Here is a 14,049-nt window from a genome sequence, read left to right on the forward strand (position 1 = left end):
CATCACCCACAAACGCACCCGCCCCTACCGCCCCCAGACCAACGGCAAAGTCGAACGCTACAACCGCACCCTGCTCGAAGAATGGGCCTACGCCCGGCCCTACACCAGCGAGGCCGACCGCCGCCAAGCACTCGGCCCCTGGCTACACGCCTACAATCACCACCGCGGCCACACCGCACTCGGCGGCCAACCACCCGCCAACCGCGTACCTAACCTCTCAGGACAGAACATCTAGGCCGCGCGGTAGCGGGCGAGGAAGAGGTCGACGCCCGAGGTGATGATCTCCCTGAGGTCGACCTCGGCGTGGGCGTCGAAGGTGCGGACCAGCTGCGGTACGCCGATCGTGGCCGCCACCAGCTGCCGCACGGCGAGGACCGGGTCGGGCACGCTGATCCGCCCGCGCTCATGCAGGATCTCGAACGCCTCGACGAGCGGCTCGTTGTTCATCTTGTCGCTGATGCGGTACCACGCCTTGCCGAGCTGCGGAAAGCGGTCGATCTCCCCGATGACCAGCCGACGAAGGGCCATGATGTCGGGACGTAGGAGGATCTCCGCCCATTCGGTCATCAGGCTGATGAGGGCTGTCCGCAGGTCGTCCGCCTGAGCGATCTTCGACTTGCACGGCTCCAGATGCGCGTACGTCTGCGGCAGAATCCCCCCGATCACCGCCAGGAAGAGCCGCTCCTTGTTGCCGAAATGCTTGTAGATCGTGGGTTTGGACACCCCGGCCCGGGAGGCGATGGCATCCACCGATGCGGCCGTATATCCCTCTTTGAGGAACTCGGCCTTGGCCGCGTCGATGATCGCTTCGCGCTTGCGCTGCGAGACGTTGACCGCATCGGGGATGATCGGGAGGCCGAATTCGTCAACGTTCATGCGCGTAAACTACACCGTTTGGTGTCCTCTCCTTGACCAGCGGGACGACCTCGGTCGCGAAGCGCACCACCTGCTCGGCCGACTGCTGCTCCGGCCAGAAGATGAACGTGGTGAAGGGCTGGTCGATGGCGAGCTTCGCCAGGAATTCGGCCCATTGGTCAGGCGTGCCGCGTACCGGATCGGAGCCGTGTCCGGGTAGTTCGCCCGGAACGGAGGTGATGGTGCCGACGATCTGCGCCATCCGCATGACGGCGGCCGGGTCGCGGCCTTCGGCGCGCGCCGCCTGGTCGATGAGGGAGTTCGCCTCGGGCCAGGACTCGTACGGCAGATACGACGGGATCGGCGCGGCCCACCCGTCGGCCAGCCGGCCGGTGAACCGCAGCGCCCGCGGCCCCTGCGCGCCGACCCAGATGTTGATCGGGTGGGCCGGCGGTGGCCCGGCATGCACGCCGTTGACCGTGTGGTGCTCGCCGCGCAGCCGTACCGTGGGCTGGTCCGGGCTCCACAGCGCGCGCATGATCTCCATCGCCTCGCCGAGCGCGTCGAGGGCCACCGCGGGCTTGAGCTCGGGCACGCCCATGCTGGCGATCGCCCGCCAGTAGCCGCCCGCACCGATACCCAGCTCAAACCGTCCACCGGACGCCAGATCCAGAGTTGCCGCAGTATTGGCGAGTACGGCCGGCGGACGCAACGGCAGACTGGCGACATCAGGGAAGAACCGGATCCGCTCCGTGTGCTCCAGCAAGGTGCCGATCAGGGCGAAGGCGTCAACTTGGGAGGGGGCATAGGGATGATCCTGTACGCCCACCAGGTCAAGGCCGGTCTCCTCGGCAACGGTGACCAGTTCGCGATGGGCGGCTATGTCAGGTGTGGGGACAAGGGAGAAGCCGAACTCCATGACAACCTCCGATTTAGGATCTCCACTCGAAACTAAACCGTTCAGTATAAAGTGTCAACTACACCGTTCAGTGTGGCCCGACCGACCTTGTGACGGGGTGCGCGGGCCATCCACAGTGCTGCCGGGCGAACGCCGACCGCGGAGTCAGGGCAACTCACCCGCCGAAGGACGCCCTCCCACGTCTCCGGCCGCGCGAAAGCTCGCCCACCCGACGCAACACTTGCCCCCAAGCGCCGTGTTTCTCCACCGCCTGGAAGTTCCCGCGCGTCACACGAGTTTCCACAGGCTCTGGGATCAGGCGCTCGCGCCGTACAACCCCCGCAGCCCAGATTCAGGCGGGGTTCGAGGTGCCGTCGGGATTGGCCCCCTCGGGGCCGTACTGCTTTTCGTGTTGCTGGCGGGGCGAACACACCGACGCCGACGGGCAGGCGCAGCGGCGGCCCCCGTCGTCCAGCCGGACCAGCACGGTGTCCGACGGGACGTTGTGGCCCATCACCGTACCGTCGCCCTGAGGTGTGGCCACCCGGCTTCCCGCTTTCGGCATCCGGTAGCGCGTCTCGACGTACAGCGGATGCTCGTACTTGAGGCAGCACATGAGCCGCCCGCACGCCCCCGCGATACGCAGCGGGTTGACCGGCAGGTCCTGGTCCTTGGCCATGCGGACCGACACCGGTTCGAAGTCCTTGAGGAAGGTCGCGCAGCACAGGTCACGGCCGCACGGGCCGATGCCGCCCTGGAGACGGGCTTCGTCGCGGGGACCGATCTGGCGGAGTTCCACCCGGGCACGGAGGTTACGGGCCAGGTCGCGGACCAGCGCCCGGAAGTCGACCCGGTGCGGCGCGGAGAAGTAGACGGTGTAGACGTTGTCCTTGTCCAGATAGTCGACGCCGACCACCTTCATGGGCAGGCTGTGGCGTTTGATCAGGCGCTTGGAGACGCTACGGGCTTCCGCGCGGCGTCGCTTGTTGCTCTCGTCGCGGGCCAGGTGCTCGTCGCCGGCGACGCCTTCGCACACGGGCAGCCCGTCGATGTCCTCACTCGAGTACTGCGGAGCCCACACGCACTCCGCGACCTCGGGACCCGAGTCGGTCGGCACCAGAACCTTGTCACCGACCTTGGGACTGTGCCCGCCCGGATCGAGGTAGTAGAGCCTCCCGTAGCGTGTAAAGCTCACGGCCATGATCATTCCCATGGGCTAGAGCTCGCCTCCTGACGGCCTCGGGGGTGCCTACCATTGCCACACTACGTGTGCGGACCGCCCAAACGTGAGAGTCACTAGCACTACTTTCCCGGCCCGGCTCAAGAGTCGTGGAACCGAGATCAGCAGGAAATCGTGATCAGACAGCGATGGTCGACCACCCTTTCCACCCCGGCCAGCGGGAAGATCGCTTCAAGAACCCGCCGCCGGTCGGCATCCGGGTGGAGCAGGACCCGGATCGACGCGTTCATGTCCTCGGCACTCTTCCCCTTGAGATCGCCGAGCCGCAGGGCGACCTGCCAGGCCGTCATCTGGCCCTCGAAGTGGCAGTCCGTGAGACCACAGATCTTCAGCGGCAGCAGCTGGTTCACGCGGGCCGTGACGACGCTCGCCACGTCCGACGTGAGAAGCGACCCCCACGACACGCCCGCCAACGTCGGCGGGTGGCGTGGGGGCGGCTTGCCGTAACGGAAAAGGCGAGAGAAGCGGCAAAGACCCCGCAGAAAGAACAGACCAGAAGAAGAAAAGCGAGGGACGCGCTCAGCCGCGCAGGGACAGCATCAGGGCTTCCACCGCGATCTGTGGGTTGACGCTGGCCTCCAGGCGCTCCCGGCACACCATGATCGCCTCGATCCGCCGCAACGTCTCCTCCGGTGTACCCCCCCGAGCCACCTGATCCAGGTCAAACCGCAGGTCGTCGTTGGCCAGTTCCACCCCCGCCCCGAACTGCATCGCCAGCACGTCCCGGTAAAACGACACCAGCTCCAGCAAAGCCGAGTCCAGCGAGTCCCGCTTGATCCGCGTAGCCCGCGACTTCTGCCGGTCCTCCAGTTCCTTCAGCGCCCCCGCGCCCCCACGCACCAGCCCGCGATTGAGCCCTTTCCCCGTCGACCCCTCACCATACAACTTGCGCAGTTCGGACGTCTCCGTCTCATTGAGCGCCGCCGTGGCCGCGGCGGCCTCCTCCTCGGCCGCCTTGACCAGGCGTTCCGCAGCGGTGATGCACTCCCCGACCCCCGTCAGCGACCGGGGAATCGCCAGCACCGCCTCCCGCCGCGACCGCGCCCCCTCATCCAGCGCCAGCGACCGCGCCCGGCTGATGTGCCCCTGCGAGGCCCGCGCCGCGAACTGCGCCATCGGCGGCGGCACGCTGTCGCGCGTGGCCAGCACGTGCGCGACCGCCTCCGTACCCGGCGTAATCAGCGTGATCACCCGGCAGCGCGACCTGATGGTGATCATCATGTCGTCCGGCGCGGGCGAGCACAGCAGCCACACGGTACGCGGCGGCGGCTCCTCGATGGCCTTCAGCACCGCGTTCTGGGCCGATTCCGTGGCCCGGTCGGCATCCTCGAAGAGGATCACCCGCCACCGCCCCTGCGTCGGCGCGCCCGCGGCCCGCAGGATGAGTTCGCGGGTCTGCTTCACGCCGTAGGACAGCCCTTGCGGGCGGACCGATTCGAGGTCGGGATGCGACCCGATCATCACCTGATGGCACTGGTCGCAGTGGCCGCATCCGCCGTCCGGGCAGAGCAGCGCGGCGGCGAAGGCCCGCGCGGCCTCCTCGCGCCCGGAGCCCGGCGGGCCGGTGAACAACCACGCGTGCGTCATGCCCGCGCCCCGCCCGCCGCCGACGACCTCGTGCGCGGCCGCAGCGGCACGCGAAAGTACGGCTACCGCCTGGTCCTGGCCGACAAGGTCATCGAAGACGCCCACGGAAGCAAGGTTAGTCGCGGATGGCAGGCATCGTGCCCGTGTTGTCTTCTGACTCCTGCGGCACCGGATCGGGCAGGATCTCCCGCACCCGGTCCTGGATCGAACGGGTGATCTCCTCGGGCCGCAACGTGCCGTCGACGACCAGGTAGCGCTCGGGCGCGGCCGAGGCCAGCGCGCGGAACTCCTTGCGCACCCGCTCGTGGAACTCCAGCGGCTCCGACTCGATCCGGTCGGCCGCCCCGCCCAGCCGGGTCAGCCCGATCTCCGGCGGCGTGTCGATCAGCACGGTCAGGTGCGGCACCAGCCCGCCGGTCGCCCAGGCGTTGACCCTGGAGACGTCGGCCGGGTCGAGTTCCCGCCCCGCGCCCTGGTAGGCCAGCGACGAGTCGACGTAGCGGTCGGTGACCACCACAGCGCCCCGCTCCAACGCCGGACGGATCACCTTCTCGACGTGCTCGGCCCGGTCGGCGGCGTACAGCAGCGCCTCCGAGCGCGCCGACAGTCCGCGCTCGGCCGCGTCGAGCAGGATGGCCCGCAGCCGCATGCCGACCTTGGTGGATCCGGGCTCGCGGGTCTGGACGACGTCGTAGCCCTGGTCGCGCAGCCAGATCGCGACGAGCCGGGACTGCGTGGTCTTGCCGGAGCCCTCCCCGCCCTCGAAGGCGAGGAACAGCCCGGGGGTCTCCTCGTCGGAACCGGGCGCGTACCGCTCGCCGCGCACCGCGGCGACCAGGTCCTCCGACAGCCGGACGCCCTTCCTGTCGTCCAGGTGGCGGAAGCTCAGGACCCCGACGACGGCGACCAGTACGCCGCCGACGACCAGGACCAGGTTGACGCCGTCGAAGTTGTAGTCGTACCCGGCGAAGGGGAGCTCGTGCACCCCGAACACCGCCGCCAGCGCTCCGCCCACCAGGACCACCAGCAGCAGCGTCACCCGCGCCGCCGACCGCAGGAACGGCAGGATGCGCCCGCGCAGCGCGTCTTCCGCCTCCAGCTCGATCAGCGTGTGGCCGATGATCCACGAGATGCCCGCGCACGCGCCCAGCAGCCCGGTCAGCATGACCACGATCACCAGGTTGTGGATGAGCGCGATCGCCACGAGCGCCAGGCCCGCGACCACGATCGACAGCCCGAACAGCCGCCGCCGCGACAGCCCTGCCAGCAGCCTCCGCCCGAAGAACATGCCGAGCGCGACGCCGGTGAAGACCGCGCAGAACACCATGCCGTAGGCGGCATCTCCGCCTTCGAGCTGGCTGCTGACGTACAGCTTCGCCAGGACCGCCACGGCGCCGCCGGCGGCGAAGGCGCCGAGCATGCCGATGATCAGCCCGCGGACCAGCCGGTTTCCGCCGACCGACCGGCGGCCCTCGACGATCTGCTTGAGCACCGACGGCGCCGGGATCGCCCCGGTACGCCGGGGGATGTCGTGGAGGGTGAAGCTGAGCGCAGCGGACACGAGGTAGGCGGCGGCCGCGATGATCAGCGCCGGCCCGGCCGTCTCCGTCGCGGGCGAGAACGGGCTCACGGTACGCAGCAGGCCGGCGACGACCGACAGCACGGCGAACAGCAGGGCGGCCGGCGGCGCGGTGCCGTAGGACGCCAGCAGGTCGAGCCGGTTGGCCTGCTCCAGCCGCTCCCTGGGCACCAGGTTGGCCACCGTCGCGTCCTTGGCCGGCGTCCAGAGCAGGCTGACGCACTCCACGAGGACCATCGTGATGATCAGCCACTGGTAGCCGCCGACGAACACGGCCGACAGCACCACCGCGAACCTCGCGAGGCCGGCCGCCGCCATGGTCATCCGGCGGTCGAAGCGGCCGGCGAGCGCGCCCGCCAGCGGTCCGAGCAGGATCGCCGGCAAGATCTTGGCGACGAAGACGCCGCCGATGGCCAGCGCCTGCACGCGCGGGTCGCTCTGGTGGAGGTTTCCCGCGACGGCGGTCAGCGCCAGGATGGTCAGCCAGTCACCCAGGCTGCACGCCGACATGGCCGTCCACAGCTTGCGGAATGGGGCGTTAGCCAGCAAATGCGCTGGTCTGGGTCGGCCAGGGGCGGTCATAGTGTCAGCGTATCCAGGTGCTCGCCGGGCGTGGGAGGTCACGAGACGAGCCGGATATACCCGGCTGCTCGCGCCTGAGGGTATTACGTCCTGGGGCCCCTGTGCAGGGCGCAGACCCCGAATGGGCCCCCATCGCTATGCCGCCCGGCACGCGCGCACCAGGGGCGTCCAGGCGGCTCTGACCGCCTCGGGCAGCTCCAGCTCTCTCCAGAGCTCCACCAGCAACACGCCGTCGACATAGCGCAGCAGGTCAGCGGGGGTTCCCTCGCGCAGCACGGCGGAGTAGACCGCGCCGCGGTCGGCTCTGTCGGCCAGGTCGCGCCGCCGGCCCGCCGGGTAGTCGACCGTGGCCAGCGCGCGCTCGGCCGGCAGCCGCGGCAGCCGATCGGGCACGTGGAAGGAGCCCTCGTGCTCGGTGAACTCGATCTTCGGCTCCAGTACCAGGTGGAAGCCGGCCGCGTCGAGGATGCGGCCGGCGGTCTCCAGCGTCGGCGACTTGCGGCCGTGCTCGTAGGCGGACAGCGTCGTACGCGACGTGCCGCTCAGGTCGGCCAGCACGGTCTGGTTCATGCTGGCGGCCTGTCTGGCCCGTTTGAGCAGCAACCCGCCGCGCTCGGCCCAGAATCTGACGTCAGGCGTACCCACCCGCCACCTCCTCGGTATCCGGTTGGATACTACGCCGGATGGGCCGGGCCCGTCAGGCGAACGGGGAAGTCAGCGCAGCTCCAGCAGGGTGATCTCCGGCGGCGCCCCCACGCGCACCGGCGGCCCCCAGAAACCCGCGCCCCTGGTGACGTACACCTGCACGCCGTCGACCGTCGCCAGCCCCGACACCACCGGCTGCTGGAACGGCACCACCAGGTTGAACGGCACGATCTGCCCGCCGTGCGTGTGCCCGGACAACTGCAGGTCCACGCCATAGTCCTTGGCCCGGTCGACCTGCACCGGCTGATGGGCCAGCAGCACGGTGGGCCGCGCCGCGTCCCGCCCGCCGAGCGCCTTGTCGAAGTCGGGGCCGTCGTTCATGGTCGCGCCGTTGATGTCGTTGACCCCGGCCAGGTCGAGCACCGCGCCCTGATGGCGGATCTCCACCCGCTCGTTGCGCAGCGAACGCACGCCGAGCCCGTCGAGCTCCTTGATCCACTCATTCGGCCCGTTGGCCGTGTAGTACTCGTGATTACCGGTCACGAAATAGGCGCCATATCGGGATTCGAGGTTCCGGAACGGCTTCGCCAGCGCCCCCAGCTCCGCCACCGTCCCGTCCACCAGATCGCCCACGATCGCGACCACGTCGGGTTCGAGCTCGTTGATCATCCGGACGATGCGCTCGGTGTGCCCGATCCCGGTCAGCGGCCCCAGGTGGATGTCGCTGACCACCGCGAACCTCATCCCGCCCAGCCGGGGATCGAGCTTCGGCAGCGTGACCTTGACCGGCTCGATCACCGGCGGCCCCAGGGCGGTACGCATGCCGTACCCCACCGTGCCCATGGCCGCGACCCCCGCGACCAGCGCGGTGCCGCGCCCGATGAACAGGCGTCTGCTCACGTCCTCGCCGCCGGACGGCGGCGGCGTTTCGGCGGGCTCCGTCGCGGGCGGCGCCCCGCCCGCGACCAACACCGGCTCTTTCACCTCATGTACGGCAGGCCGCCGCCACAACCGGCTCACCACGGCCCGCGGGATCTCCAGCACCACCAGGAAGACCACGAGGTAGAACATCATGGCGAACCAGATGTAGCCCGGCCAGGCCAGCCACCACAACCCCGCCTCCACGCGGGTGCCGATGAAGGTCGCCACCACGAGCAGGACCAGGCCGACCATGGCCCAGGTGAGCGCCCGGCGCGAACGGCCGGGCGCGGTGGTCGAACGGACCAGCCTGCGCCACAGGTAGTAGTGCACGGCCAGGACGACCACGATCATCATGACGGCGAATCCCACGCGGTCATGCTACGAGGCGGCGCCGACAACGCGCGCGGCGCCGCCTGAGAGCCTTCTCAGGACTTGGCGGCCGGCTTCTTCGCCGGAGCCTTCTTGGCCGGAGCCTTCCTGGTCGTGGTCGTCTTCTTCTTCGGCGCCGGCGCCCGCTCACGCCGCTCGGCAAGCAGTTCGGCCGCCCGCTCCGTGGTGATCTCCTCCACGCTGTCGTCCTTGCGCAGGGAGGCGTTGGTCTCGCCGTCGGTGACGTACGGGCCGAAACGCCCTTCCTTCACCACGATCTGCTTCTTCGAGTGCGGGTCCTCGCCCAGCTCACGCAGCGGCGCGGCGGCCGCGGCGCGTCCTCTGCCACGCTGCTTGGGCTGCGCGAACAGCTCCTTGGCCTGCTCGATCGTGACCGTGAACAGGTCGTCCTCGGCGGCCAGCGAGCGCGAGTCCGTGCCCTTCTTCAGGTAGGGCCCGAACTTGCCGTTGTGCGCGACGACGGGCTCGCCCTCCAGCTCACCCACGAGCCGCGGGATCTCCAGGAGCTTGAGCGCCTCCTCGAACGTGATCGTGTCCAGCGACATCGTCTTGAACAACGAGCTCGTCCGCGGCTTCGCGGCATCCGCCTTCTTCGTCCGCTTCTTGGGCGCCTCGTCCTCGGCCGGAGCGGGCAGGACCTCCGTGACATACGGGCCGAACCGCCCGTCCTTGGCCACGATCATGTTCCCCGTCGCCGGATCATGGCCGAGCTCACGGTCGCCGGTCGGCCGCGAGAACAGTTCCTCGGCCTTGTCCGCAGTGAGCTCGTCCGGCGTCATGTCCTCGGGAACGTTGACCCGCGAGCCCTCCCTGTCCAGGTACGGGCCATATCGGCCGACGCGCAGGACGATGTCGCTGTCCCGGATCGCGAAGGAACTGATCTCCTTGGCGTCGATCTCGCCGAGGTCGGTGACCATCTCCTTCAGTCCCTCGTCGCCGTCGGCGCCGTAGTAGAAGCGCTGCAGCTCGGGCACCCGCTCGGCGCGGTCGTTGGCGATGTCGTCGAGGACCTTCTCCATCTCGGCCGTGAAGTCGTAGTCGACCAGGTTGCCGAAATGCTGCTCCAGCAGGTTGACCACGGCGAAGGCCAGGAACGACGGCACCAGCGCCGTGCCCTTCTTGAACACGTAGCCGCGGTCGAGGATCGTTCCGATGATCGAGGAGTACGTCGAAGGACGCCCGATCTCCCGATCCTCCAGCTCCTTGATCAGCGTCGCTTCCGTGTAGCGAGCGGGCGGCTTGGTCGCGTGCGCGGCCACGTCGAGCCTGCTCAGGTCCAGCGCGTCGCCCTCCGCCAGGTTGGGCAGGCGCTTCTCGGAGTCGTCGCGGTCGGTCGACGGGTCGTCCGCGCCCTCGACGTAGGCCTTGAGGAAGCCGTGGAAGGTGATCGTGCGGCCGGAGGCGCTGAACTCGACCTCTTCACCCGCCGACGACGCGCCCGCCACCTTCACCGTGACCGACTCGCCGACCGCGTCCTTCATCTGCGAGGAGATGGTCCGCTGCCAGATCAGCTCGTAAAGGCGGAACTTGTCGCCGCTCAGCCCGGTCTCGCCGGGAGTGCGGAACTCCTCACCCGACGGGCGGATCGCCTCGTGCGCCTCCTGCGCGTTCTTCACCTTGCTGGCATATACCCGCGGCTTGTCGGGCACGTAGGCGGCGCCGTACAGCTTGATGGCCTGAGAGCGCGCGGCGGCGATCGCCGTCTCCGACAGCGTGATGCTGTCGGTACGCATATAGGTGATGTAGCCCTCTTCGTACAGGCGCTGCGCGACCTGCATCGTGTGCTTCGAGGTGAAGCCCAGCTTGCGGCTGGCCTCCTGCTGCAACGTGGTCGTCCTGAAGGGCGCATAAGGCTTGCGCGTGTACGGCTTGCGCTCGACCGACTTGACCCGGAACGACGAGGCGCGCAGGCGCCCGGCCAGTTCACCGGCGGCCGCCTCGGACAGGTGGAGCACGCCGGCCGTCTTCAGCTGGCCGGTGGAGGCGAAGTCGCGGCCCTGCGCGACCCGCTTGCCGTCGACCGTCGACAGCGTGGCGGTGAAGTCACGCGGCCGCTCCTCGGCCTTGCCGGTGTCGAAAAGGGCAGAAAGGTCCCAGTAGTTGGCGACGGTGAACGCCATCCGGTCCCGCTCGCGCTCCACGACCAGCCGGGTCGCGACCGACTGCACGCGGCCCGCGGACAGGCGCGGCTTGACCTTCTTCCACAGGACCGGGCTGACCTCGTAGCCGTAGAGGCGGTCGAGGATGCGGCGCGTCTCCTGGGCGTCGACCAGGCGCAGGTTGAGCGTGCGCGGGTTCGCGACGGCTTCCTGGATCGCGTGCTCGGTGATCTCGTGGAAGACCATGCGGTGCACCGGCACCTTGGGCTTCAGCACCTCCTGCAGGTGCCACGCGATGGCCTCGCCCTCGCGGTCCTCGTCAGTGGCGAGGTAAAGCTCGTCGGCGTCCTTCAGGAGCTGCCGGAGTTTGGTGACCTGGGCTCGTTTGTCGGCGTTGACGACGTACAGCGGCTCGAACTCGTGCTCCACGTTCACGCCGAGCCGAGCCCACGACTCCCCCTTGTACTTCTCGGGGATGTCGTCGGCCCGCTCCGGCAGGTCACGGATGTGGCCGATGCTGGACTCGACGACGTAGCCACGCCCCAGGTACTTCTCAATCGTCTTCGCCTTGGCGGGCGACTCGACGATCACCAGGCGTGTTCCGCCGGCGCCGTTGTTGGCTGGCACGCTGCTTCCTACCTCGCTGTTCGTTCGCGCTTCCCCCTGCCGGAGTCCGGCACAGATCTGCAAGGTAACCCGGATTGCGGGTTTTTTCCTTCCCCCGGGCTACCCACAACCTTTCGGGTCCACCCACAAGGACGCAGAATAAGGCCCACCGAGCAGCCTCGCGCCCTGACTCACCCTGGAGACTAATCGTTGTGCCCGACTACTCCTACATGGATATCTTCATTCCACGCGACACCTCCCGCGAAGCCGCACGTCAACTGCTCACCGAACACGCCGAGTACGGCCAGTGGGAACTGTCTCTCGTGCGCGTGTATCCCGATGGAAGCCGTCGGGTACGGCTGCGCCGCAAGATCATACGAGTTCGCCGCACCCTCTAATTGTTGACCGCTTCTGGACATGGCTTTGCCCGTCCCGGGGCCGCGCCCCCCAGAACGGGCAAAGCGTCTCACGCTACTTACTCACAGGCTGTGAGCGAGAGCCGTACCTGGACTACTTCCTGCCGAGCCGGAGCCGGCGGGTGGTCGCGAACAGCGTCGTGGACGCGGCGAACATCGCACCGAGCACCAGCGCGAACAACGAGGTGGAGTTCATCCCCGTGACCCCCGCGGGCTGAGCGGCGCTCATCAGGCCCAGGTCGCCGACGGGCAGCGAGCCCGCGGTGGAGGCCACCGCGCCGCCGACCGGAGTAGCGGAGGCCAGCCCGCCCACCGGGCCGAGGGCCGACAGCGGGTCGGGGGCGGCGGTGTGGTTCTTGGTCTTCACCGGCAGGTTGGTCTTGCCCTGCGTGGCGGGGGTGGACGGCTGGCCGGGCAGACCGGGCAGGCCGGGAAGCGCGGGCAGGCCCAGGGTCTGGGTGACGTCGCCCACGACGGGCAGCGGGGGCAGACCGCCGGAACGCATCTGCTGGGTCACGTTCCCCGCGTCCTTCAGGCTGGCCAGAGCCGGAAGGGGCAGTGCGGGCAGCAGGCCGCTGCTCTTGGCGACGCTTCCCGTGCGGGGACGCGCGTAGTGGTCGTAGCCGTGGCCCTCTTCGACCGGCTTGCCGACGTGCGAACCGCCCAGGCACCCGGCGGCGGCGTCACCCAGGACGGCCACCGCGTTGCCGCAGACGTTGACAGGAGCGGTGATCGGCGCGATCACCTGGTTGCCGGCGAGCACGCCCGACTGGCCGGAGGTGGTGTTGCCACCGCCGCCGATGCCGTTGTGCGGGTTGACGCTGGCGCCGCCCTTGCAGTGGGCCTCCGCCAGGCCGAGCGCGGCCACGGCGTTGCCACAGGCGTTGATCGGCGCGGTGATCGGAGCCACGACCTGGTTGCCCGATCCGACACCCGACTTGCCAGAGGTGGTGTTGCCGCCGGCGCCCTTGCCGCCGTTCTTCACCGACACGCCGCCGCGGCACCCGGCGAAGGCCTCGCCGAACGCGGCCACGGCGTTGCCGCAGACGTTGACGGGAGCGGTGATCGGCGCGATCACCTGGTTGCCGGAGAGCACCCCGGAACGCCCGGAGGTGGTGTTGCCGCCCGCCCCGCTGCCCGCGGCGGTGTTCTCGACGGTGCTGCCACCCTTGCACCCTGCCGGGGCGTTGCCGACCGCGTTGCCGCAGGCCGTGATGGGCAGGCTGACCGGCGCGACGACCTGGTTGCCGCTGCCGGCGCCGAAGCGGCCGTCGGTGTCGTTGCCGCTGGAACCCCTGCCGTGGGCGGAGTGGTATCCGTGACCGGGCTTGCCACCGCCGTTGGTGACCGACGAGCCGCCCTTGCAGCCGGCGAACGCCTGGCCGAAGACGGCGATCGCGTTGCCGCAGATGTTGATCGGGCCGCTGATGGGCGCGATCACCTGGTTGCCGCCGAGCGCTGAGCTCCGGCCCGAGGTGGTGTTGCCACCGGCGCCGACGCCGGTGTTCTTGACGGACGAGCCGCCCTTGCAGCCCGCGGTCGCGTCGCCGAAGATCGCCAGCGCGTTGCCGCAGGCGTTGATCGGGGCGCTGATGGGCGCGGTGACCTGGTTGCCGCCGAGAAGGCTGCTGTCACCGGAGGTCCTGTTGCCGCCAGCGCCGCCCTTGCCGGAGTTCTTGACGGTCGCGCCGCCCTTGCAGCCCGCGTCGGAACTGCCGAACAGCGAGACCGCGTTGCCACAGGCGTTGACCGGCGCGCTGATCGGCGCATTGACCTGGTTGCCGCCCAGCACGCTGCTGTTGCCGGATGTCTTGCCGGGGATGCCGCCCTTGCCGGTGTTCTCGACCGAGGCGCCGCCCTGCGAGGTGGCGCTGGACTCGCCGGCCGCGCCGACGGCGTTGCCGCTGATGTCGATCGGCAGGGAGATGGGCAGGTTGACCTGGTTCCCGCCGCCGACCGATGAGTTGCCCGAGGTGTCGGCGACAGCCGTACCGCCGCCGAAGGACATGACCGCTACGGCGAGCAGAGCCGCCGGGGCCGATGCCTTTGCCCACGTACGCATAATGAATGCTCCTAGTGGTTCTTGGGGGGATTACCTGACAGTTCGCGGGCAGCCCGAGACCGTGCGCGCCCTCTGGATGGGGCGCCGCTCAGCGGAGATCACGGGGCATGCGAACCTGTGACTGACTGACTGGCTCGCTCGCGGAGGGGCTTCAGAGATTCGCCCACGC

At 69.3% G+C, this 14,049-nt stretch carries 12 protein-coding genes; 2 read left to right on the forward strand and 10 right to left on the reverse strand.

The genetic code is table 11. The features are described from left to right. The coding region (locus tag ACFWYW_RS13840) for an integrase core domain-containing protein (protein ID WP_379640979.1) at window positions 1–235 on the forward strand (235 nt) is incomplete at its 5' end. Here the strand turns inward: ACFWYW_RS13840 and ACFWYW_RS13845 are convergent. The 9 genes from ACFWYW_RS13845 to topA all read right to left on the reverse strand — a co-directional run bounded on the left by ACFWYW_RS13845 (window position 232) and on the right by topA (window position 11,423). Beyond that, window positions 232–876, reverse strand: a complete 645-nt coding sequence (locus tag ACFWYW_RS13845) for a TetR/AcrR family transcriptional regulator (protein ID WP_379626982.1) — start codon at window positions 874–876, stop codon at window positions 232–234. The two genes, ACFWYW_RS13840 and ACFWYW_RS13845, sit on opposite strands and share 4 nt — an antisense overlap. After that, window positions 866–1,774: an LLM class flavin-dependent oxidoreductase gene (locus ACFWYW_RS13850; RefSeq protein WP_379626980.1), complete on the reverse strand. Its 909-nt coding sequence runs from the start codon at window positions 1,772–1,774 to the stop codon at window positions 866–868. Before ACFWYW_RS13850 ends, ACFWYW_RS13845 begins: the two co-directional genes overlap by 11 nt. A 331-nt stretch (window positions 1,775–2,105) precedes the next feature. After that, window positions 2,106–2,954 (reverse strand): stage 0 sporulation family protein, encoded by an 849-nt coding sequence (locus ACFWYW_RS13855; RefSeq protein ID WP_379626978.1) that lies wholly within the window; start codon window positions 2,952–2,954, stop codon window positions 2,106–2,108. A gap of 140 nt (window positions 2,955–3,094) precedes the next feature. Beyond that, window positions 3,095–3,367 (reverse strand): hypothetical protein, encoded by a 273-nt coding sequence (locus tag ACFWYW_RS13860; protein WP_379626976.1) that lies wholly within the window; start codon window positions 3,365–3,367, stop codon window positions 3,095–3,097. A gap of 145 nt (window positions 3,368–3,512) precedes the next feature. Further along, on the reverse strand, window positions 3,513–4,685 hold the full coding sequence (locus ACFWYW_RS13865; protein ID WP_379626973.1) for a DNA polymerase III subunit delta': 1,173 nt from the start codon (window positions 4,683–4,685) through the stop codon (window positions 3,513–3,515). Between the two features lie 10 nt (window positions 4,686–4,695). Then, complete coding sequence (gene tmk, locus ACFWYW_RS13870; protein ID WP_379626971.1) at window positions 4,696–6,741, reverse strand: dTMP kinase; 2,046 nt, start codon at window positions 6,739–6,741, stop codon at window positions 4,696–4,698. A 135-nt stretch (window positions 6,742–6,876) separates the two neighbouring features. Next, window positions 6,877–7,386: a helix-turn-helix transcriptional regulator gene (locus ACFWYW_RS13875; RefSeq protein ID WP_379626969.1), complete on the reverse strand. Its 510-nt coding sequence runs from the start codon at window positions 7,384–7,386 to the stop codon at window positions 6,877–6,879. Between the two features lie 69 nt (window positions 7,387–7,455). Further along, window positions 7,456–8,676, reverse strand: coding sequence for a metallophosphoesterase (locus ACFWYW_RS13880; RefSeq protein ID WP_379626967.1), 1,221 nt, complete (start codon window positions 8,674–8,676; stop codon window positions 7,456–7,458). A gap of 56 nt (window positions 8,677–8,732) precedes the next feature. Then, complete coding sequence (gene topA / locus ACFWYW_RS13885) at window positions 8,733–11,423, reverse strand: type I DNA topoisomerase (RefSeq protein ID WP_379626965.1); 2,691 nt, start codon at window positions 11,421–11,423, stop codon at window positions 8,733–8,735. 191 nt (window positions 11,424–11,614) lie between these two features. On the opposite strand from topA, the gene ACFWYW_RS13890 reads away from it, so the two are divergent. Next, a complete protein-coding gene (locus ACFWYW_RS13890; RefSeq protein ID WP_184971456.1) occupies window positions 11,615–11,800 on the forward strand; it encodes a DUF5703 family protein in 186 nt (61 codons plus the stop codon). 112 nt (window positions 11,801–11,912) lie between these two features. Here the strand turns inward: ACFWYW_RS13890 and ACFWYW_RS13895 are convergent, their stop codons facing one another. Further along, window positions 11,913–13,880 carry a chaplin family protein gene (locus ACFWYW_RS13895; RefSeq protein WP_379626962.1) on the reverse strand — a complete coding sequence of 656 codons (1,968 nt, stop codon included), beginning with the start codon at window positions 13,878–13,880 and terminating at the stop codon, window positions 11,913–11,915. Window positions 13,881–14,049 lie beyond the last annotated feature (169 nt).

Origin of the sequence: Nonomuraea sp. NPDC059023, assembly GCF_042740095.1 — a bacterium.
GTDB lineage: Bacteria > Actinomycetota > Actinomycetes > Streptosporangiales > Streptosporangiaceae > Nonomuraea.